Annotated in this window: 19 protein-coding genes; 10 read left to right on the top strand and 9 right to left on the bottom strand. The window is 60.9% G+C overall.

Translation table 11 applies throughout. The features are described from left to right. Positions 1 to 36 precede the first annotated feature (36 nt). A complete protein-coding gene (locus tag XMD517_RS08635) occupies positions 37 to 1,008 on the bottom strand; it encodes an L-threonylcarbamoyladenylate synthase (RefSeq protein ID WP_173485924.1) in 972 nt (323 codons plus the stop codon). A gap of 84 nt (positions 1,009 to 1,092) precedes the next feature. On the opposite strand from XMD517_RS08635, the gene XMD517_RS08640 reads away from it, so the two are divergent. Together XMD517_RS08640 and XMD517_RS08645 are read left to right on the top strand one after the other, a co-directional pair. Further along, positions 1,093 to 2,814 (top strand): acyl-CoA dehydrogenase, encoded by a 1,722-nt coding sequence (locus XMD517_RS08640; protein WP_173485925.1) that lies wholly within the window; start codon positions 1,093 to 1,095, stop codon positions 2,812 to 2,814. Beyond that, positions 2,811 to 3,857 (top strand): MBL fold metallo-hydrolase, encoded by a 1,047-nt coding sequence (locus XMD517_RS08645; RefSeq protein WP_173485926.1) that lies wholly within the window; start codon positions 2,811 to 2,813, stop codon positions 3,855 to 3,857. Before XMD517_RS08640 ends, XMD517_RS08645 begins: the two co-directional genes overlap by 4 nt. An 80-nt stretch (positions 3,858 to 3,937) precedes the next feature. On the opposite strand, the gene XMD517_RS08650 is transcribed toward XMD517_RS08645, so the two are convergent. Then, positions 3,938 to 4,474 carry a GNAT family N-acetyltransferase gene (locus XMD517_RS08650; RefSeq protein WP_173485927.1) on the bottom strand — a complete coding sequence of 179 codons (537 nt, stop codon included), beginning with the start codon at positions 4,472 to 4,474 and terminating at the stop codon, positions 3,938 to 3,940. 132 nt (positions 4,475 to 4,606) lie between these two features. Between XMD517_RS08650 and XMD517_RS08655 the strand changes: the two genes are divergently transcribed. Next, on the top strand, positions 4,607 to 5,089 hold the full coding sequence (locus XMD517_RS08655; protein WP_173485928.1) for a DUF6173 family protein: 483 nt from the start codon (positions 4,607 to 4,609) through the stop codon (positions 5,087 to 5,089). 3 nt (positions 5,090 to 5,092) lie between these two features. Here the strand turns inward: XMD517_RS08655 and chrA are convergent, their stop codons facing one another. Continuing rightward, on the bottom strand, positions 5,093 to 6,373 hold the full coding sequence (gene chrA, locus XMD517_RS08660) for a chromate efflux transporter (protein ID WP_173485929.1): 1,281 nt from the start codon (positions 6,371 to 6,373) through the stop codon (positions 5,093 to 5,095). 48 nt (positions 6,374 to 6,421) lie between these two features. Beyond that, positions 6,422 to 7,390, bottom strand: coding sequence for an NAD(P)-dependent oxidoreductase (locus XMD517_RS08665; protein ID WP_173485930.1), 969 nt, complete (start codon positions 7,388 to 7,390; stop codon positions 6,422 to 6,424). A gap of 205 nt (positions 7,391 to 7,595) precedes the next feature. Here XMD517_RS08665 and XMD517_RS08670 point away from each other — a divergent pair, with 205 nt between their 5' ends. The 3 genes from XMD517_RS08670 (at position 7,596) to XMD517_RS08680 (ending at position 9,660) form a co-directional block, all read left to right on the top strand. Continuing rightward, positions 7,596 to 7,730: an aa3-type cytochrome c oxidase subunit IV gene (locus XMD517_RS08670; RefSeq protein ID WP_055187718.1), complete on the top strand. Its 135-nt coding sequence runs from the start codon at positions 7,596 to 7,598 to the stop codon at positions 7,728 to 7,730. Between the two features lie 33 nt (positions 7,731 to 7,763). Beyond that, positions 7,764 to 8,372 (top strand): hypothetical protein, encoded by a 609-nt coding sequence (locus XMD517_RS08675; RefSeq protein ID WP_173485931.1) that lies wholly within the window; start codon positions 7,764 to 7,766, stop codon positions 8,370 to 8,372. Between the two features lie 367 nt (positions 8,373 to 8,739). Further along, entirely contained in the window at positions 8,740 to 9,660 is a 921-nt protein-coding gene (locus tag XMD517_RS08680) for a LysR substrate-binding domain-containing protein (protein ID WP_173485932.1), read from the top strand. A 9-nt stretch (positions 9,661 to 9,669) separates the two neighbouring features. On the opposite strand, the gene XMD517_RS08685 is transcribed toward XMD517_RS08680, so the two are convergent. After that, a complete protein-coding gene (locus XMD517_RS08685) occupies positions 9,670 to 9,999 on the bottom strand; it encodes an AzlD domain-containing protein (RefSeq protein WP_055187712.1) in 330 nt (109 codons plus the stop codon). Further along, positions 9,996 to 10,748 carry an AzlC family ABC transporter permease gene (locus tag XMD517_RS08690; protein WP_173485933.1) on the bottom strand — a complete coding sequence of 251 codons (753 nt, stop codon included), beginning with the start codon at positions 10,746 to 10,748 and terminating at the stop codon, positions 9,996 to 9,998. The genes XMD517_RS08685 and XMD517_RS08690 overlap by 4 nt, the downstream gene beginning before the upstream one ends. A 73-nt stretch (positions 10,749 to 10,821) precedes the next feature. On the opposite strand from XMD517_RS08690, the gene XMD517_RS08695 reads away from it, so the two are divergent. From XMD517_RS08695 to XMD517_RS08705, 3 genes are all read left to right on the top strand, one after another. Further along, the gene (locus tag XMD517_RS08695) at positions 10,822 to 11,703 is read left to right on the top strand and encodes a formate dehydrogenase accessory sulfurtransferase FdhD (protein WP_173485934.1); all 882 of its coding nucleotides are present in this window, start codon (positions 10,822 to 10,824) and stop codon (positions 11,701 to 11,703) included. Between the two features lie 82 nt (positions 11,704 to 11,785). Next, positions 11,786 to 12,418, top strand: coding sequence for a molybdenum cofactor guanylyltransferase MobA (gene mobA, locus XMD517_RS08700; protein ID WP_173485935.1), 633 nt, complete (start codon positions 11,786 to 11,788; stop codon positions 12,416 to 12,418). Between the two features lies 1 nt (position 12,419). Next, on the top strand, positions 12,420 to 14,192 hold the full coding sequence (locus XMD517_RS08705) for a bifunctional molybdopterin-guanine dinucleotide biosynthesis adaptor protein MobB/molybdopterin molybdotransferase MoeA (protein ID WP_173485936.1): 1,773 nt from the start codon (positions 12,420 to 12,422) through the stop codon (positions 14,190 to 14,192). A gap of 61 nt (positions 14,193 to 14,253) precedes the next feature. Here XMD517_RS08705 and smpB read toward each other — a convergent pair whose 3' ends face one another. The 3 genes from smpB to dapA all read right to left on the bottom strand — a co-directional run bounded on the left by smpB (position 14,254) and on the right by dapA (position 16,264). Beyond that, on the bottom strand, positions 14,254 to 14,739 hold the full coding sequence (smpB, locus tag XMD517_RS08710) for an SsrA-binding protein SmpB (RefSeq protein ID WP_055187703.1): 486 nt from the start codon (positions 14,737 to 14,739) through the stop codon (positions 14,254 to 14,256). Between the two features lie 32 nt (positions 14,740 to 14,771). After that, positions 14,772 to 15,251: a tRNA (N6-threonylcarbamoyladenosine(37)-N6)-methyltransferase TrmO gene (gene tsaA / locus XMD517_RS08715; protein WP_173485937.1), complete on the bottom strand. Its 480-nt coding sequence runs from the start codon at positions 15,249 to 15,251 to the stop codon at positions 14,772 to 14,774. A gap of 137 nt (positions 15,252 to 15,388) precedes the next feature. Next, entirely contained in the window at positions 15,389 to 16,264 is an 876-nt protein-coding gene (gene dapA / locus XMD517_RS08720) for a 4-hydroxy-tetrahydrodipicolinate synthase (RefSeq protein WP_173485938.1), read from the bottom strand. Between the two features lie 143 nt (positions 16,265 to 16,407). On the opposite strand from dapA, the gene XMD517_RS08725 reads away from it, so the two are divergent. Beyond that, positions 16,408 to 18,357, top strand: coding sequence for a lytic transglycosylase domain-containing protein (locus tag XMD517_RS08725; RefSeq protein ID WP_254450024.1), 1,950 nt, complete (start codon positions 16,408 to 16,410; stop codon positions 18,355 to 18,357). Positions 18,358 to 18,520: the final 163 nt, after the last annotated feature.

Here is an 18,520-nt window from a genome sequence, read left to right on the forward strand (position 1 = left end):
GACATCCTGAGACCCGACAAGAGCGGGAACCGCGTTTCAGCTGTCGCGCGGCGCGGCGGCGCGGCGCAGCCGGTCGTTGATGGCGCGCCCCAGACCATGGTCAGGAATGGGGGAAACTGCAATCGGCGCATCCCCTTCGGCATCCAACCTGTGCAACATGGCAAAAAGATTGGCCGCCGCCTCAACAAGGTCCCCGGACACAGAGAGGTTATACGCGGCATCCACCGGTCCGAACCCCAGCAAGCGTTCGCCGGGGAACAGGGTTTCGGCATTCAGCCGCATCCGGGCATTCGGGGCATAGTGCGAGGTGAGCTGACCCGGCGCTGAAATGGCATCACCCGCCTTATGCATTGCCAAAGGCCCACGGATCGCCTGTTCCAGAACCTCGATCGGCAGGCCACCGGGCCGCAGCAGAACAGGTCGGGTAAGCTCGGGCGCCGGGTCAATGCCGACAATCGTGCTTTCCAGCCCAACCGCACAGGTACCTCCATCAAGCACCGCATCAATCCGCCCGCGAAGCCCATCCATCACATGCTGAGCGGTAGAGGGGCTGATCCGCCCCGACGGGTTGGCCGATGGTGCCGCAATCGGGCGGCCGGTTTCTTCCAGTAGCCTGCGGGCCAGATCATGTTCCGGCACACGGATCGCCACGGTGGGCAACCCGGCTGAGACCAGCGGCGACAGCGGGCCACCCGGCTTCAGCGGCAGCACCAGCGTCAGCGGGCCCGGCCAGAATGCCATGGCAAAATCGCGCATCACCCCTTCAAGCACCGCATATTCCGAAACAGCCTCAACCGACGGCAGATGCACAATCAGCGGGTTGAAGCTGGGCCGCCCCTTGGCTTCAAAGATCCGGGCCACCGCATGGTCATTGGTGGCATCCCCCCCCAGCCCGTAAACCGTTTCTGTCGGGAACGAGACAAGCCCGCCCGACCGCAACACCTCAGCCGCACGCGTGATGCCCTCGGCCGTATCCGCCAGCAATTCAGTTGTGATTGGCGCATTCATGACGCTGCGTTTTCCTTTTGCGCTTGGGTGGCGTTCAGTATGGGATAGATCAGCCCTTACTTACCAGCCTGAAAAGGACGGACAATGCCCTATCGCGCGCCCACCGAAGATTTCCAATTCCTGTTCGACCATGTGATCGGCTATGACCAGATCGCTGAAACCGAGCTGTTCGCCGAAGCCCCTGCCGACATGGCACAGGCGGTTCTGTCAGAGGCTGGCAAGATGTGCGAGGAGGTTCTGGCCCCGCTCAATCGCAACGGTGATCTGACCCCGGCCAAGCTGGAAAACGGCGTCGTTCGCACCTCGCCGGGATTTGACAGCGGTTACAAGGCCATTGCCGAAGGCGGCTGGATCGGCATGGCTGCGGACCCGGAATATGGCGGTATGGGGCTTCCCCTGACCCTGCAAACGGCTGTGAATGACATGATGTCCTCGGCCTGCCTGTCGCTGCAACTCTGCCCGCTGATGACACAGGGACAGATTGAAGCGCTGGAACATCATGCCTCGGACGAGCTGAAATCACTGTATCTGCCCAAGCTGATCACCGGCGAATGGGCGGGCACGATGAACCTGACCGAACCGCAGGCCGGGTCGGATGTCGGGGCGCTGAGTTCAAAAGCGGTGGAGAATGGCGACGGCACCTATTCGGTGACCGGTCAGAAGATCTTTATCTCCTGGGGGGATAATGACATCACCGAGAATGTCTGCCATCTGGTGCTGGCACGTCTGCCCGACGGGGTGGCGGGCACCAAGGGGATTTCCCTGTTCCTTGTGCCGAAACTGATCCCGGATGCCGATGGCAATCCCGGCGAGCGCAATTCCCTGCGGGTGGTCAGCCTTGAGCACAAGATGGGCCTGCATGGCAGCCCCACGGCGGTGATGTCGTTTGAAGGCGCGCGCGGCTGGATGATCGGAGAGCCGCACAAAGGCATGGCCGCCATGTTCACGATGATGAACAATGCCCGTCTTGGGGTCGGCGTTCAGGGCTATGGAACGGGCGAAGGCGCGTTCCAGCAGGCGCTTGAATATGCGCTGGAGCGCAAACAGGGCCGCACTCCGTTGGGGGATGCCGGCAATGGAACCATCGTCGATTTCGCTGACGTGCGCCGGATGCTCACCCAGATGAAGGCCGAGCTGTTTGCCGCCCGCGCCATGGCGATGTCGCTGGCCAAGGCCATCGACATGGGCCGTGCCACCGGGGATGCCGACTGGAATGCGCGTGCTGCCCTGCTGACGCCGATCGTCAAGGCCTATGGGACTGAGACCGGGATCAATGTCTCGAATATGGGCATCCAGGTGCATGGCGGCATGGGGTTCATCGAGGAAACCGGCGCTGCGCAATATCTGCGTGATGTGCGGGTGACCGCGATTTACGAAGGCACCAACGGAATTCAGGCCATGGACCTCGTGGGACGCAAGATGATGGACGGGGGCGACGCGGCCTTCCGCCTGCTTGAAGAGATCGAGACACAGGCCGAAGGGGCCCGCGCCCTGTTCCCGAACATGTCCGAAGCGGTCTGGTCTGCCGCGGAAGACCTGCGCGAAACAATCGAATGGCAGGTGGAACAGACCGACATGCAGGATCGTTTTGCCGGGGCGGTCCCTTTCCTGATGGGCTTTGCCCGGGTGCTGGGGGCCCATTACCATCTCAAGGCGGCCATTGCCGAAGGCGGCAAGGGCCCGCGCACGGAACTGGCCCGTTTCCACATCAACCGTCTGCTGCCGGAACACGTGGCCCAATTTGCGCAAGCGCGCGCAGGTGCGGCGGGGCTTTATGCGCTGACACCTGACGACCTCGCCTCATGAGCGCGCCCCTGACCTTCCCCTTTCCCGATGCTCCGGGGGAGGGCGAGGCCCTGCTGGTGGCAGAAAACACGTTATGGATGCGGCTGCCCCTGCCGATGGCGCTGGATCATGTGAATGTTTTTGCTTTTGAGGATCCTGAAGAAGAGGGCGGCGGCTGGACCCTTATCGACACGGGGTTTGACACCGGAAAAACCCGGAGGATCTGGGAAAAACTTCTTGCAGGTCCGCTGGGGGGCAAACCCGTCAAGCGCGTGATCGTCACCCATCACCATCCCGACCATGTCGGGCTGGCCGGGTGGTTTCAGCGTGATATGGGGGCGGAGCTTGTCACCACCCGCACAGCCTGGCTGTTTTCCCGCATGTTGCTTCTGGACGAGCAGATGGTGCCGGTCGATGAGACGATTGCCTATTGGCAGGCGGCGGGGATGGACCCGGAGGTGCTGGAAAAACGTCGCAGCGAACGGCCCTTCAACTATGCCGATATCGTTGCGGATATGCCGCTGGGGTTCAAACGTATCAAGGAAGGGTCGACGTTGCGCTTTGGTGGACGTGACTGGCGGGTGCATATTGGCAATGGCCATGCCCCGGAACACGCTACCCTCTGGTCGACCGATGGGGCGCTGGTGATCGGTGGCGATCAGCTGCTTGCAACGATCAGCCCAAATCTTGGCGTTTATGCAACCGAACCCGAGGCCGACCCGGTGGGCGACTGGCTGGAGGCCTGCGAACGCCTGTCAGGCTATGCCACCGACACGCAACTGGTTCTGCCCGGACACAAGCTGCCATTCACCGGGTTACCAACACGGATGCGGCAGTTGATCCAGAACCACCATCATGCTCTGGACCGGTTGGAGGCCTTTCTGGAAACACCCCAGGTGGCGGGCGCGTGTTTCCCGCCGCTGTTCAAACGCAAGATCGGGGCGGGGGAATACGGGCTGGCGCTGGTCGAAGCGGTTGGGCATCTGAACCACCTGCTGCACCAAGGCAGGGTGAGCCGGATCAAGCGCGACGATGGGGCGTGGCTTTGGCAACGGCGCGACTGACGCGCCGCACCTGGTCAAGATCACGGGTTGATTTAGAGGTCTGGTGGCGGTGAGTTACGGGGATGAGCTACCGACGCTGCTCAGGCAAAGCTGCGCACGAACATGCAGGCGCCGTCACCGGACAGGCCGGTGTCACGGGTGAACCCTGCCTGCTCCAGCAGCTTGGCCGAGGCCGGATTGTCGCGCCCCACACCTGCCAGTACCGCCACGGGTTCCACCTCTCGCAGGATTTCCAACATGCCGCGCATCATTTCGAAGGCATATCCCTGCCCCCAGTCCTGTTCGGACAACAGGTATCCCAGCTGCATCTGCGCCGCAGCCCCCTCGTCTGCCAGATCCACAAGAAACATCAGACCGACCAGCCGACCGGACCCCTGTTCGGGTGTGCTGATGGTGATCAGATAGACATCCCGTTCCTGCGCGCGGCTCTCAACCCAGGCCCGCAAGGCAGTGCGTGACTGATCCAGCTGCATCTCTGCCGGCATCGCAGCCAGCCCTTCCGGCGACAGCAACCCCTCCAGCGCGCGCTCTATCCGCGCCCGGCCAGCGGGATCGGCAAGCTCATCGTCCCAATGACGGATCACCAGGCGTTGGGCTGGCAGTTGGGTAAGATACATGGCGCGTTCCTTTAAACACAGACAAACTAATTCATTCACACGCATTTTTCAAACCTTTCACGTAGATGCGAGGTGACGATCCCCCGCATCTGTGGCAAAACGGAAAGGTTCAGTTTGACGCGAGTGAGGATCATGACCAAAGCCCCGAACACCAAGCCCCGTTTTCAACCCAGAAAACACGCCGCAAAATGTTCCGAAGATGCGCCCGTGGTGGTTGAGGATCAACCCCTGCCGGAGAAAGTGGCCGCCACTCCGGTCGAGCAGAAATCCGCCGCTCAATGGGCGTATGAGCGCCTGATCCTCTATATCAAGAATTTCGAAGAACAGCTGGACAATGAACATGAGGTGGCGATGGGGTTCACCGGTGGCGACGCGGGTGTCTTGCGCATCGAAGGGATCGGGTTCTTTGACCCCGACGTGATCACCTTTTACGGCACCGACCAGTCCGGTGCGCGCACGCAGCTGATCCAGCATGTCAGCCAGCTTTCCGTCATGCTGCGCGCCCTGCCTGTCGCGGTTGAGGCTGAAGCCCCCAAACGGATTGGGTTCCGACTGGCGGCTGAGCTCGAAGACAGTCAGGATGAGGATCCGGAAGACGGGTCCAAAGAAGGGTAAACCTCAGCCCAACTGGCCAAGTAGAACCGCGGCGGTTGCGGCAATAGTCAAGACCCAGCCCAAGCCCAGTTTCAGCCGCAGGATCAGGACGGCACATAAAGCCGTCAACCCCAGGGCCCGCCCGTCGAGACTGGCAAAATCCGGTATCCAGAGGGTGATCGGGCCGAGGGTGCTGTGCGTGACCTCATGGAACAGCACATTGAGACCAAACCATACCGAGAGGTTCAGGATCACCCCGACCACGGCAGCGGTGATAGCGGAAAGGGCCCCCTTGAGGCGCGGCTGGGCCGCCAGCCGGTCGATATAAGGGGCCCCTGCAAAGATCCATAAGAAACAGGGCACAAACGTTACCCAAAGCGTGAGCGCAGCGGCTGCAAACGCCATGGTAAACCCCGCCTCGCGAAACCCGGCAACAAACCCTACAAACTGCGTGACCAGAATAAGCGGGCCGGGGGTGGTTTCCGCAAGCCCCAGACTGTCAAGCATCTCATCCGCTGTCAGCCAGCCAAACCCGGTGACCACATCCTGCGCCATATAGGCAAGCACGGCATAGGCGCCGCCAAAGCTGACCACGGCCAGCTTGGAAAAGAATGCGCCGATCTGGGGCAGAAAATCCGATCCCGCAATCCTGTCGAGCGCAAAGAGGGGCAACAGCCAGATGGTCAGCCAAACCGCGATGGTCATCAGAGTGCCCTGCCGACCATGGCGTGGCGGCAAAGGGGCTTCCACCGCATGGTCCCTGGCGGTCAGCGCGCCATATATGCCCGCCCCAACCACGATCAGCGGGAAAGGCAGCGCAAGTAAGAAGATCCCGGCAAAGGCCAGTCCAGCAATCACCCAATGCGCCTGCCCCTGAAGGGCGCGCCGGGCAACTTTCAACAGCGCCTCAAGCACAATGATCAGTACCGCCGATTTCACACCGAGGAACAGCAGCGCCACCAGCGGCAGGTCACCAAAGCTCACATACAGGGCGGCGAGCGCAAAGATCACCCCAGCACCGGGAAGGACAAATAACAGCCCAGCCATCAGCCCCCCAGGCACACCGCGCAGACGCCAGCCGGAATAGGTGGCCAGCTGCATCGCCTCTGGTCCGGGTAGCAACATGCAGAAACTGAGGGCATTGAGGTATTGGCGCTCACTCAGCCAGCCTTCTTCCTCCACCAGCACCTTGTGCATCAGCGCAATCTGCGCTGCGGGACCGCCAAAGGACAAAAGCCCAATCCGCAGAAAGACGCGAAACAGGGTCGAAAAGGGCACATGAGGGACAGCAGAGGAGGGCATCATCAGCTCCGGGGTTACTCGGACCAGCCCTTGCAACCCCGGCGTGGTTTGTCAATCCGTCTGGGCCGGCGCATCCCGTCCGGTGGGAACCACCTCATACCCGGGTTCCTCGGGTTCATCATCCACCATTTCCGACGGGAACCCCGGCGCGCGGATGTCCAGCCCGGTCGCCTCTTCCAACCGCTTGATGATATTGGGCGACAATTCGCGTTCGCCATAGCGCGCAATCCCATCATCAAAGATCTTCACCAGAAGCGGGCTGATCTCAAGCGGCACGCCCTGACGGTCGGCAATATCCTGAAACAGACCAATGTCTTTTTTGACAAGGTCCATCGTGAAAGAAATGTCCCGCGATCCGTTCAGGATCACCTGGCTTTCCGTGACATGTGAAAACGAGTTGCCCGAGCTGATCTTGATGGCCTCATACGCGGTATTGAGGTCCATCCCTGCCGCCTTGGCCGTAACCAGCGCCTCGGCATTGGCCACCAGATGCACCGTCGCAAGATAGTTGGTCAGCACCTTGAGAACCGAGGCAGAGCCGAGATCACCCGTGTGCAGAACCCGCCGCCCCATGGTGGTGAGCAGCGGAAAGATCCTGTCAAAAGTCGCACGATCACATCCCGCAAAGATCGAGATATTGCCCGTGTCCGCGCGGTGGCACCCTCCCGAAACCGGGCAATCCACCGCGGCCCCTCCCGCAGCGATAACCTTGGCCCCAAGCCGCTTCACTTCGGCCTCATCCGTGGTCGACATCTCCATCCAGATCTTGCCCGGTCCGACCTCTGGCAACATTTCGCGCATCACCGCATCTGATGCAGCGGGAGAGGGAAGGCAGGTGATCACCGCATCGCAATCGCGCATCATCCGGGCCGGGGTCGCAGCGGATTTGGCACCCTGCGCCACTTTGCCCGCCACCAGATCCGCGTTCAGATCATGAACCGTCAGATCAATCCCGTTTCTGAGCAGAGCGCCGGACAGCTTCCCCCCGACATTACCCAATCCAATGAACCCAACTTTCATGCGCTTATCCCATTCCTGTTCTTTTCAAGGCCAAACCTCGCAGCGGAAGGCGTGATAAACTGTTCTGTTTGCGACATGCGCTCCCCCCGACCTCAGACACACCTTGCCCGGCAATTTCGCCTGCACGCAGGAGTAAATGGTGACAGCTCCCCGAAAATCCGCTATCCGAAAACTTAACGTGTGATTCAAATAACAGGGAAACAACATGGCTGAGCATGAAATGGGCACGATGGACACAAGCGCGCAGGAAAAAACCTATGAAGGCTTCGTCAAAACCTGCGTCCGGTCGACGATTGCAATCCTGCTGATTTTGGTGTTCCTTGCCCTGGTAGGTGCATAAACCGCATTCAGCGGTTCGAAATCAGGGGTGAAGATGCGGAGTGTTTTTCTGGCGCTGGCATTGGTCAGCGGACTGACCGCATGTGGTGGGGCCGATAATGTCTGGGCCAGCGATACCGCGGTCCGTCAGGCAGCGTATCGGGCGGATGCCCCCCCGACCCTGACCCTGTTTACGGTGATTTCCAATCGAACCGGTTCCGGTGCCCACTCGGCGCTGATGATCAACGGGCATGAACGTGTGCTGTTTGATCCTGCGGGCACCTGGGGGCATGAGCGTATCCCCGAGCGCCATGACGTGCATTATGGCATCACCCCCGGCGTGGAAGACTTCTATATCGACTACCACGCGCGCATCACCTACCACGTGATCCGCCAGGATATCGTGGTCAGCCCGGAGGTGGCAGAGCTGGCCATTCGTCTGGTCGAACAGAACGGGGCCGTGCCCAAAGCCCATTGCACCCGCAGTGTCAGCGCCATCGTGCAACGTCTTCCTGGGTTTGAGGATGCCCCGACCCCGTGGAATCCCAAGAAGTTCAGCGACTACTTCGCCACCAAACCCGGTGTGCAGCAGGACATCATCTATGATGATGACCCGCATCTGAACTACGAAATTCTGGTAAATGGCCTGCCCTTGGGGGCTTAGCCGGGCACCGGAAACGCGACTTGGCTCTGACAGGTCCGATCGCGCAAAGTCATGGCAACCAGTATGAGGATGATCGCACCGGCAGGTCCCACCTGCGATGCATATCCTGCAGACCAATGTCTTTTCTGAGGTGATTTGGCAGGGCGTCCACGTCCAGCCGACGGCTTTGCCATTTGCGAACCCAGACCCGTAGCTTCCTTATTCTGGCAATAAGGAAATCAAATGATACGCCCTTGTATCGCCTTTCCATGATGTTCAGTATAGTGCCCATTGGATAACCTAACATGTGGTGAAGCACTATAAATGTCGCGGTCCGCGTCAAATGACCAATCAAACCCGGCTGGCAAGGCATAAGGAATTTTAATACATGACCCGGCGCAACCTCCCCCCTCTCGCCGCAATCCGTGTGTTCGAGGCCGCAGCCCGGCATCAGAACTTCACCCTTGCCGCAAGTGAGTTGGGCATGACGCAGGCGGCCGTCAGTTATCAAATCAAATTGCTTGAAGAACGGATCGGGGCTGCGCTGTTTCTGCGACAGGCACGGGGCGTCACGCTGTCAGAGGTCGGCGCCAGATTTCTGCCCGACACCACCCGCGCACTGGACCTGCTCTCCGACGCCTATTCCAAGGCCCAGGGCCAGACGCAGGAAACCCTGTCGATCAGTGTGCTGCCAACATTTGCGGTGAATATCCTGGGGCTGCGCCTTGCGGATTTTCAGCAAGCCCATCCCGAGATTTCGGTGCGCATGGAAATCAGTGAGCAAATTGTCGATCTTGAAAATGGCGGGTTTGACATGGCCATTCGCGCGGGCAAAGGCGGATGGCCGGGCTTGCGCCAGCATCTGCTGCTCAAGCATAGTTTCACCCCCCTGCTCAGCCCCAATCTGCTGGACAATGCCCAACCGCTGAAGACGCCATCTGACATTTTGAAACTGCCCATTCTGGACCCAACCGATCCATGGTGGGACGCCTGGCTGTCCGCAGCGGGCGTTGCAGGGCAGGCAAAGCCCAGCATCCCCATTGGAAAATTCGGATCCCAAGTGGTTGAAGGACAGGCCGCGATTGCCGGCAAGGGGGTTGCCATTCTCACCCCGGCCTTTTTCTCCAGCGCCCTGCGCAGTGGCGAGTTGGTGCAACCCTTTGATCTGTTGGGGTCAGATGACAATGCCTATTGGCTGGTTTACCCGGAACATCGGCGCAGCTCTCGTAAGATCCAGATCTTTCGCAAATGGATTGAACACATGCTGGCCGACCTGCAGAAATGCGAACGGTGCTCATCAGTGGGCTGACCGGACCTATCAGCCCAGTAGGTAGATCATCCCATAGAGCGTCAGTGCCCCACTCAGGATTGCAAACAGAACATTTTTGCCAAAATAACCCACACTCAGTGTCACCAGGGCCGCGGCCAGTCGGGCCGGATCAACCATGCCACCGGTCGCATCAGGCCAGAGCACAAGCGGGGCAACCAGCCCCGGCAGCACCGCAACCGGCGTATAGCGTAGGTGGCGCAGCACCCAGTCCGGCATCGGGCGATCCCCGATCAGGCCAAGGAAACTGAAACGGATCAGGAAACTGCCCACCGCCAGACCGCAAATAACCGCCCAGATCGACAGATGAGAATAGCTCATGACGAGGCACCCCCTTTGCCCTGTCCCGCCCCATTCCGCACCACACGCCGCTCCAGGAAAAGCTCAACCTGCGCGCCGACGATCATCGCCAGGGTCGCAGCCACCAGAAGGCCGGTTCCATACGGCATCCACGCCATCAGAAGGGCCACGATGATCGACGTGACGGCCGCCGCAATATGGGCCAGGGTGCGCAGCGCCGGGGCAATCATCGCGATAAAGGTGATCGGCAGGGCAAAATCCAGCGCAAATTCAGGCGGGATCTGCGTGCCTGCCACCGCCCCCACATAGGTGAGCAGATACCAGAACGGTGCCAGAGGAACGACCGTTCCCAGGTAATAGGCAAACCGGGACGACACAGAAAGATCCGGTTCCATCTCAAACTTGATCTGCGACAGGGTATAGGCCTGATCGACCATGAAATAGGCCGCCATCGCCCGTTGCCACATCGGTGCCTTGCCCAGATACGGGGTCAGAGATGCCGAATACATCGCCATGCGCAGGTTGACCGCCAGCGCCGTCAGGATCACAATCAGCGTCGGGGCATTTTCGCTCATCACCTGAAGTGCTGCAAATTGCGAGGCCCCGGCGATGACCAGCACGGAAAAGCCCATCACCTCGACCAGGTTCAACCCGGCCTCCGTGCCAACCACGCCAAACAACAACGCAAATGGCCCCACCACCAGAAGGAAGGGCAGCGCGTCGCGCGCTCCGCGCAGAAAGGCGGTTTTGGGGGTGACAGTTTTGCTCATCGGCCCCTAAATTGCCGATAAACCACTGGGGGGCAAGAGCAAGTTCCCGATAATCTGAGCCTGAGGATGACAGATGGCCCAATCGACCCTGACCACGGACTATATCATCGCCCCGGATCCAACCGCGCAGCGCCTGACGCGGGCTGTGAAAGGGGTAGATGAACATGGCGCCGAGATTTGCACCAATGTGGTTGAGGAGCGCCCGCTGACCATCTTTCTCAACAGCCGTGAGATTGTCACCGCCATGACAATCGGAGATTACCCCGATTACCTCGCCATCGGGTTTCTGCGCAATCAGGGCATGCTGCGCGACGACGACCAGATCACCCGCGTCGATTATGACGAGGATCTGGACACGGTGGTGGTGCGCACGGCCACGGAAACCGATTACGAAGACAAGCTGGCGCGCAAAACCCGCACGTCTGGCTGCGCTGTGGGCACGGTGTTTGGCGACATGATGGAGGGGCTTGAGGGGCTTACATTGCCCAGGACTGAACTGCGCACCTCATGGCTTTATGCGCTCGCCAACAAGATCAACCGCACCCCGTCCCTTTACCTAGAAGCAGGAGCGATCCACGGCACGGTGTTGTGCCAGGGCGACCGCCCCTTGGTTTATATGGAAGACGTCGGCCGGCACAATGCGGTCGACAAGGTGGCGGGCTGGATGCGGGCCGAGGGCATAGAGGGCGCGGACAAGATCCTTTACACCACCGGGCGGCTGACCTCCGAGATGGTGATCAAAACCGCGCAGATGGGAATCCCCGCCCTGGTCTCCCGCTCGGGATTTACCGCCTGGGGGGTGGAAATCGCGCAGGAGATCGGCTTGACCCTGATCGGCAGGATGCGCGGGCAACGCTTCACCTGCCTGTCTGGCGCCGATCGCCTGATCCGCGACATGGACCCGGCCCATGCCCCGTCAGAGGACAAAAAACATCGGCGAAAGGGGAGCGCATGAGCTTTCCCAACGCCGTCCTATCCCCGACAATGCTCCCGCCGGAACACCGCAATGTTCCGGCCCAATCCCGAAAGGTCCTGCCATGAAACTTTACGGGGTGATCCTCGCCGGTGGGCTTGCAACCCGAATGGGGGGGAGTGAAGACACGCAACTCGACAAAGGGCGGCTGGTGCTGGGCGGCAAAACCCTGCTGGACCATGTGATCACCCGGCTCGCGCCGCAGGTCGATGCCATGGCATTGAATGCCAATGGCGATGCGTCCCGGTTTGCCGATACGGGACTGCCGGTGCTGCCCGACAGCATTGACGGTTTTGCAGGCCCGCTTGCAGGTGTGCTGGCCGGAATGGACTGGGCGGCAGGCAAAAGCGCCACCCATATCCTGACCGCCGCGGCCGACACACCGTTTTTCCCGACCGACCTGGCCAACCGCCTGATCGCCGCTGCCACCTCCGAAGACGCGCCCATAGCGCTTGCCGCCACCAATGACCCCAAACGCGGCCCCATGCGCCAGCCCACCTTTGGGCTGTGGCCCGTGACGCTGCGCGACGACCTGCGCACGGCCCTTGAACGTGGGCTGCGCAAGGTGGTGCTCTGGACCGATGAACATGGGGCGGCACTGGCGCCTTATGACCCCACGCCTTTTGATCCGTTCTTCAACGTCAACACACCCGAGGATCTGGCCACAGCCGAGACCCTTCTGAAAGGAGCCCCCTGACATGCCCCCGATCTTTGGCGTCACAGGTTGGAAGAACTCCGGCAAAACCGGTCTGGTCGAGCGGCTGGTGGCCGAGTTCACCGCGCGCGGGCTTGTGGTCTCCACCATCAAACACACCCATCACGGGGTCGATCTGGAACGCCCCGGCACAGATACCCATCGCCATCGACTTGCCGGTGCGCAGGAGGTGCTGCTCGCCAGTGACACCCGCATCGCCCAGCTGCACGAGTTGCGCGGCGACCCCAAGCCGGACCTGCAGGCCCTGGTCAAGCGCCTTCGCCCCTGTGACCTCGTGCTGGTAGAAGGGTTCAAATCGGCAAGCCACCCAAAGATCGAAGCCTGCCGGTCCGAAACCGGCCAGCCACTGATCGCTCGTGACACCCCTACCGTGCGCGCAGTGGCGGCTGACCATACGCCAACGGATCTGCCCTGCCCGCTTTTTGATCTGGACGACACCAAGGCAATTGCCGATTTCATCGCCATGGAAACCGGCCTCTCCCCCCGGCCGGCCGAGAAACCCTCCGGCCTCAAGGACAATTGTTTTGCCCTGCCCCCCGGTGTTCACTGGACCCCGGTGGAGGACGCACTCACCACGTTGCGGGATCGGATTGGCCCGGTCACAGACGTGGAAACCATTGCGACCGACAAAGCGCGGGGCCGCATTCTGGCGCGCGACCACATGGCGTTGCGCGCCAACCCACCCGGCGCGAACTCCGCCGTCGACGGCTATGGCTTTGCCCATGCCAGCCTGCCAGCCCACAGCCCCATCACCTTGCCACTGGTGGACGGGCGCGCCGCAGCGGGGGGGCCGTATGACGGTTCCTTGCCCCCCGGCAAAGCCATCCGCATTCTGACCGGCGCGCTTTTACCAGAGGGCGTGGATACAGTGGTGCTACAAGAGGATGTGACGCTCGATGCGGGGACAGTCAGCTTCCCCTCTGCCCCCAAACCGGGGGCCAATGCCCGTGCAGCTGGCGAGGATGTGGACGCCGGTGAACTGGCGCTTCCAATCGGTCACAAGCTGCGCGCACCGGATATCGCACTCCTCTCCGCGCTTGGTCTGGCCACAGTCGAGACCCGCAAACCACTGCGCGTGGGGGTCTTGTCAACCGGCGATGAACTCGCCGCCCCCGGCTCCACGATGGACGTGGCGCGCACCTATGATGCCAACCGCCCCATGCTCCTATCCCTTGCCGAGACCTGGGGATACGCACCGGTGGATCTTGGCCATGTTGCAGATGATCGCGATGCTTTGCGCGCGGCTTTCGATGGTGGCGCCGAAAAGGCAGATGTAATCCTGACCTCTGGCGGGGCATCAGCAGGGGACGAGGATCACGTCTCGGCCCTTTTACGAGACACCGGATCGCTGCATCACTGGCGCATCGCGATCAAACCGGGACGCCCCCTGGCCTTGGCGCAATGGAATGGCACACCTGTCTTTGGCCTGCCGGGCAACCCGGTGGCAGCCCTTGTCACCACCTTGATCTTTGCCCGCCCCGCCTTTTCGGTGCTTGCCGGTGGGAAATGGCTGGATCCGATGCCCATCGCCCTGCCCGCCGGTTTTGCAAAGAAGAAGAAGGCGGGCCGCCGCGAATACCTGCGCGCGCGCATTGGCGCCGATGGTCGGGTGGAGGCGTTCAAATCCGAAGGGTCAGGCCGCATTTCGGGCCTCGCCTGGGCCACAGGCCTGGTGGAACTGTCGGATGACGCACAAGACATCACCCCCGGTGATCTGATCAACTTCCTTCCCTATACGGGGTTCGACCTCACCTGACCCTCATTTTCTGGTCAAAATATCCCGGGGTGAGCGGTGAAACCGCGAGGGGCAGAGCCCCTCACTCCCCGTGACGCAGCAGGCGTTGTTTCTGGCGGCCCCAATCACGCTTGGCTTCAGTCGCACGTTTGTCATGCGCCTTCTTACCTTTGGCGATGCCGATTTTCACTTTCACCAGGCCCTTGTGGTTGAAATACATGACCATCGGCACAAGGGTCATCCCCTCACGCTGGGTGGCTTTCCACATCCGGGCAATCTCGCGCCGGGACGCCAGCAATTTGCGTTTGCGCCGCTCCAGATGGCCCCAGGTGATCGCCTGTTTGTAAGGCGCGATATAGGCGTTGGTCAGGTAAAGCTCGCCATCTTCCACCGCGGCATAGCTTTCGGCAATGTTCGACCCACCGGTCCTGAGGGATTTCACCTCGGACCCTTGCAGGACAATCCCGCATTCGATGTCATCTTCAATCGCATAATCATACCGCGCACGGCGATTTTCCGCGATCACCTTGTAGTTGCCATCTTCTTTGGTTGGTTTTTTCTTAGCCATGAAGCGGATGTAGGGGCTGGCGCGCGCAGTGTCTAGCCCCCGGCACTCTCCTGTGGCTGATCAATGCTGGCAATCCACGGTTTAATATCCACCACCGGGGTGCCGTCGAAACAGTCGATCGCGTCGATGCCGATCCGCGCCCCGTCCATCGACGTGATCTGGACCGTCGCCAGTGCAATCGGATTGGGCCGCACCGGTGAACGCAGCGAAAAGACACCCCTTGGGCCATTTGTGTGGCGCGGGCATTGCACAATCAAATCGCGCCGCCCGCGATCCATCCAATACATCACGATGATATGCCGCCCAACCTCCAGACCTTGCAGCCCCTGCACATAGCGCGGGTCCAGCTCGATGGCGAACTCCCCACCCCGCTCCCGCGCACCGGAAATATTGCCGGGCGCGGAGCCCTTTTCCCACGGGCTGCGAACGCGCCCAATGAAGGCGACCGAGGGACCGGCCTCGTCAGCCGGGTCAAATGGCAGGGCGATTTCACCGTCGCGGATTTCGGACATGGGGCACTCCTTTACCTGTCATCGCACCCTGCCACAGAGCCGCAGCAAGGAACAGATGGCATTGGAGATCACAGTGGCGATCCCAACAAAAAAGGCGCCCCGATTGGAGCGCCTTTCGTCTGTGGCCATAGACCGGTTCAGCCCAGAAGGCCTGCGTGGTGCATCGCGTCGTCGATCAGCGCCTTGGTGCTGTCTTCCAGATCGGTCAGCGGGCTGCGCACATCCGGCGCGCACAGACCCAGTTTCGACAAACCATATTTGGCGCCAACCAGCCCGGGCTCCGTGAAGATCGCCTTGTGCAGAGGCATCAGCTTGTCGGCAATCTCCAGCGCCTGGGCATAGTCCCCCCGCAATGTTGCCGCCTGCATATCCGCACAGAGGCGCGGGGCGACGTTTGCCGTGACCGAGATGCAGCCCTGACCGCCCTGGGCATTGAACCCATGCGCCGTGGCATCTTCTCCCGAAAGCTGGCAGAAATCTGCCCCACAGGTCATGCGCTGATAGCTCACCCGCGCCAGATCACCCGTGGCGTCTTTCACACCGATGATATTCGGATGGCTGGCAAGCTCCCCCATGGTTTCCGGTGTCATGTCCACCACTGAACGGCCGGGAATGTTGTAGATCACGATCGGCAGATCCACCGCATCGGCCACCGCAAGATAGTGATGGATCAGCCCACGTTGGGTCGGTTTGTTGTAGTAAGGTGTGACCACCAGACCGGCACTCGCACCGACCCGCTTGGCGTGCTCCATGAAGCGCAGCGTTTCCACGGTATTGTTCGACCCGGCCCCGGCAATCACCGGCACGCGACCGGCCGCGGTTTCCACCACCGCTTCGATCACCGCTTCATGCTCTTCATGGCTCAGCGTGGGGCTTTCGCCCGTCGTCCCAACCGGCACCAAACCGTTCGACCCTTCGTCGATCTGCCAGTTCACGATGCGTTTGAGCGCGTCAAAATCCACTGCGCCGTCCTTGAACGGCGTGACCAGGGCAGGAAGACTTCCTTTGAACATGACACGCTCCTTTGTTGTAGTCGTCAATTCACACGGGGCGTGGTTTCTGAATCGCCCCGCAAACGCGGCGGAAACTAGCCGGGTTCCGGTCAAATGCCAAGAATGTGTGTTGATCTGGCACGCTGCGACGCTAGGTTTTCGTCATGACTGCGCGAATTTACCACATAATGACGATCTTTCTGGCCCTTACATGGCTTCAGATCACACCTGCAACGGCCCAGGAGGCCAACTCTGTCCAGGCGTTGAAGGACGCCATTGCCCTTGCCCGTATGGACGATTGGCCCGCAGCCCGGGCACGCGCCGAGGGCGGTGGGCCATTGGTGGCGGACATCGTCGAATGGCACCGCCTCAGGCAAGGTGAAGGTGAATTTTCTGATACGGTCGCGTTTCTCGGCCGCCGCCCCGACTGGCCGGGGTTGAAACTCCTGCGCAAACGTTCGGAGAAAACCATCCCCCGCAGGTCCGACCCAGAGAGAATCATCGCTTTCTTCGCCCCGCAAACCCCACAAACCGGCCGGGGAGCACTGCGACTAGCGGAAGCTCTGAACGCCCAGCAGCGCAAGGCGGAAATCGAGGTGATTTCAGATGCCTGGCGCAACCTGTCGATGGACGAGGACGAACACAACGCCTTTGTGAGCCGCTACGGCCAGACCCTGAGCGGGCTGCATTGGCAACGGACCGACAATATGCTCTGGCGTGGCAACAGCACCGATGCCACCCGGATGCTGCCGCTTCTGGGCAGCGCAGAAGCCGCCCTGACCCGCGCCCGCATTGCGCTGCGTCGTGGTGAAAACGGGGTGGATGCTCTGATCAAAGCGGTGCCAGCCGCGGTGGCTAATGATCCGGGGCTGGCTTATGAACGGTTCCTCTGGCGCGCTGGGAAAGGGCGCAACCAGGATGCCGCCGAGCTGTTGCTTGAGCGTTCAAAATCCATGACCCTGCTGGGACAACCCGACCGTTGGGGCAGCTGGAGGCGGGTGCTCGCCCGTTGGTCCATGCGCGAAGGCAACGCCCGGCAGGCCTATCAACTGGCCGCCCAGCACCAGCTTTCAGAAGGGGGGCATTACAATGATCTGGAATGGCTGGCGGGGTATATCGCCCTGCGCAAGCTGAACGATCCGGAAACCGCCCTTTATCATTTCAAACGCTTCCGCAGCGGCGTATTCACGCCGATCTCACTGGGCCGCGCAGGGTATTGGATCGGCCGCGCCTATGAGGCCATGGGCAAGTCCGCCGAAGCCCAGATTGCCTATACGGAGGGTGCGAAATATCAAACCAGCTTCTATGGCCAGCTTGCCGCTGAAAAGGCCGGTCTTCCCATGGACCCGGCGCTGACCGGCCGGGAACGCCATCGGGATTTCACCAATCAACCCTTCTGGAACACATCCGTCATGCAGGCCGCACGCCTGCTGCAAGCCGCAGGTGAGCTTTACTGGACAGAACGCTTCACCGTTCACCTGGCGGAACGTCTGAACCGGGATGAAATCGGCCATTTGACGGGTTGGGCTGAAAAAATGAGTGAACCCCATCTGCGTATCATGATTGCCAAATATGCCGCGCGGCAGGGATGGATCCTGCATCGGCCCTATTTCCCAACACCAGACATTGGACGGGGAAATGCGGGTGTGCCGCGCGCGCTGGAACTTTCCATTGCCCGCCGCGAAAGCGAATTTGATCCTGAGGTTGTCTCTGGCGTTGGGGCCCGCGGACTGATGCAACTGATGCCCGGCACGGCCAAAGACATGGCGAAACGACTTGATCTGTCCTACTCGAAAGCACGCCTGACCGAGGACCCCGCCTACAACACACGGCTGGGATCTGAATACCTTGCCAAGCTGATCGAAGAGTTTGACGGCAATCCTGTGCTGATCGCGGTTGGCTATAACGCGGGGCCAGGCCGATCGCGCAGCTGGTCCGAACGGTTCGGTGACCCACGCGCGCCCGGCACCGACATCGTCGACTGGATTGAGCACATCCCTTTTCGTGAGACCCGCAACTACGTGATGCGCGTCACCGAAAGCCTGGCCATCTACCGCGCCCGCCTGACCGGCAAGACCGCCCCCCTGCGCCTGTCGAAAGAACTGAAGCAATAGGGCATCTTGAAAAGCCCCGGAAACGTGCACCCTTCCCGAAATACATCAGGGGCTCTGCCCCTCGCCTCTGCGAGGCGCACCCCGGGATATTTCCAACCAGAAAATGGGATCGGACGCGCATTTTTCTTGTCCCAAATATCCTGGGGTGAGGGCCTGCGCAGCG

The sequence above is a fragment of the Aliiroseovarius sp. xm-d-517 genome (assembly GCF_013283135.1).
GTDB classification, from domain to species: Bacteria; Pseudomonadota; Alphaproteobacteria; order Rhodobacterales; family Rhodobacteraceae; genus Aliiroseovarius; species Aliiroseovarius crassostreae.

Bases quoted from the DNA above. Each gene is read 5' to 3' on its own strand.
- XMD517_RS08675 (WP_173485931.1), top strand. From the start codon at position 7,764: ATGCGGAGTGTTTTTCTGGCGCTGGCATTGGTCAGCGGACTGACCGCA.
- XMD517_RS08670 (WP_055187718.1), top strand. From the start codon at position 7,596: ATGGCTGAGCATGAAATGGGCACGATGGACACAAGCGCGCAGGAAAAA.
- mobA (WP_173485935.1), top strand. From the start codon at position 11,786: ATGAAACTTTACGGGGTGATCCTCGCCGGTGGGCTTGCAACCCGAATG.
- XMD517_RS08705 (WP_173485936.1), top strand. From the start codon at position 12,420: ATGCCCCCGATCTTTGGCGTCACAGGTTGGAAGAACTCCGGCAAAACC.
- tsaA (WP_173485937.1), bottom strand. From the start codon at position 15,251: ATGTCCGAAATCCGCGACGGTGAAATCGCCCTGCCATTTGACCCGGCT.
- XMD517_RS08665 (WP_173485930.1), bottom strand. From the start codon at position 7,390: ATGAAAGTTGGGTTCATTGGATTGGGTAATGTCGGGGGGAAGCTGTCC.
- XMD517_RS08680 (WP_173485932.1), top strand. From the start codon at position 8,740: ATGACCCGGCGCAACCTCCCCCCTCTCGCCGCAATCCGTGTGTTCGAG.
- XMD517_RS08655 (WP_173485928.1), top strand. From the start codon at position 4,607: ATGACCAAAGCCCCGAACACCAAGCCCCGTTTTCAACCCAGAAAACAC.
- XMD517_RS08640 (WP_173485925.1), top strand. From the start codon at position 1,093: ATGCCCTATCGCGCGCCCACCGAAGATTTCCAATTCCTGTTCGACCAT.
- XMD517_RS08725 (WP_254450024.1), top strand. From the start codon at position 16,408: ATGACTGCGCGAATTTACCACATAATGACGATCTTTCTGGCCCTTACA.
- XMD517_RS08645 (WP_173485926.1), top strand. From the start codon at position 2,811: ATGAGCGCGCCCCTGACCTTCCCCTTTCCCGATGCTCCGGGGGAGGGC.
- XMD517_RS08635 (WP_173485924.1), bottom strand. From the start codon at position 1,008: ATGAATGCGCCAATCACAACTGAATTGCTGGCGGATACGGCCGAGGGC.
- XMD517_RS08685 (WP_055187712.1), bottom strand. From the start codon at position 9,999: ATGAGCTATTCTCATCTGTCGATCTGGGCGGTTATTTGCGGTCTGGCG.
- dapA (WP_173485938.1), bottom strand. From the start codon at position 16,264: ATGTTCAAAGGAAGTCTTCCTGCCCTGGTCACGCCGTTCAAGGACGGC.
- XMD517_RS08650 (WP_173485927.1), bottom strand. From the start codon at position 4,474: ATGTATCTTACCCAACTGCCAGCCCAACGCCTGGTGATCCGTCATTGG.
- chrA (WP_173485929.1), bottom strand. From the start codon at position 6,373: ATGATGCCCTCCTCTGCTGTCCCTCATGTGCCCTTTTCGACCCTGTTT.
- smpB (WP_055187703.1), bottom strand. From the start codon at position 14,739: ATGGCTAAGAAAAAACCAACCAAAGAAGATGGCAACTACAAGGTGATC.
- XMD517_RS08695 (WP_173485934.1), top strand. From the start codon at position 10,822: ATGGCCCAATCGACCCTGACCACGGACTATATCATCGCCCCGGATCCA.
- XMD517_RS08690 (WP_173485933.1), bottom strand. From the start codon at position 10,748: ATGAGCAAAACTGTCACCCCCAAAACCGCCTTTCTGCGCGGAGCGCGC.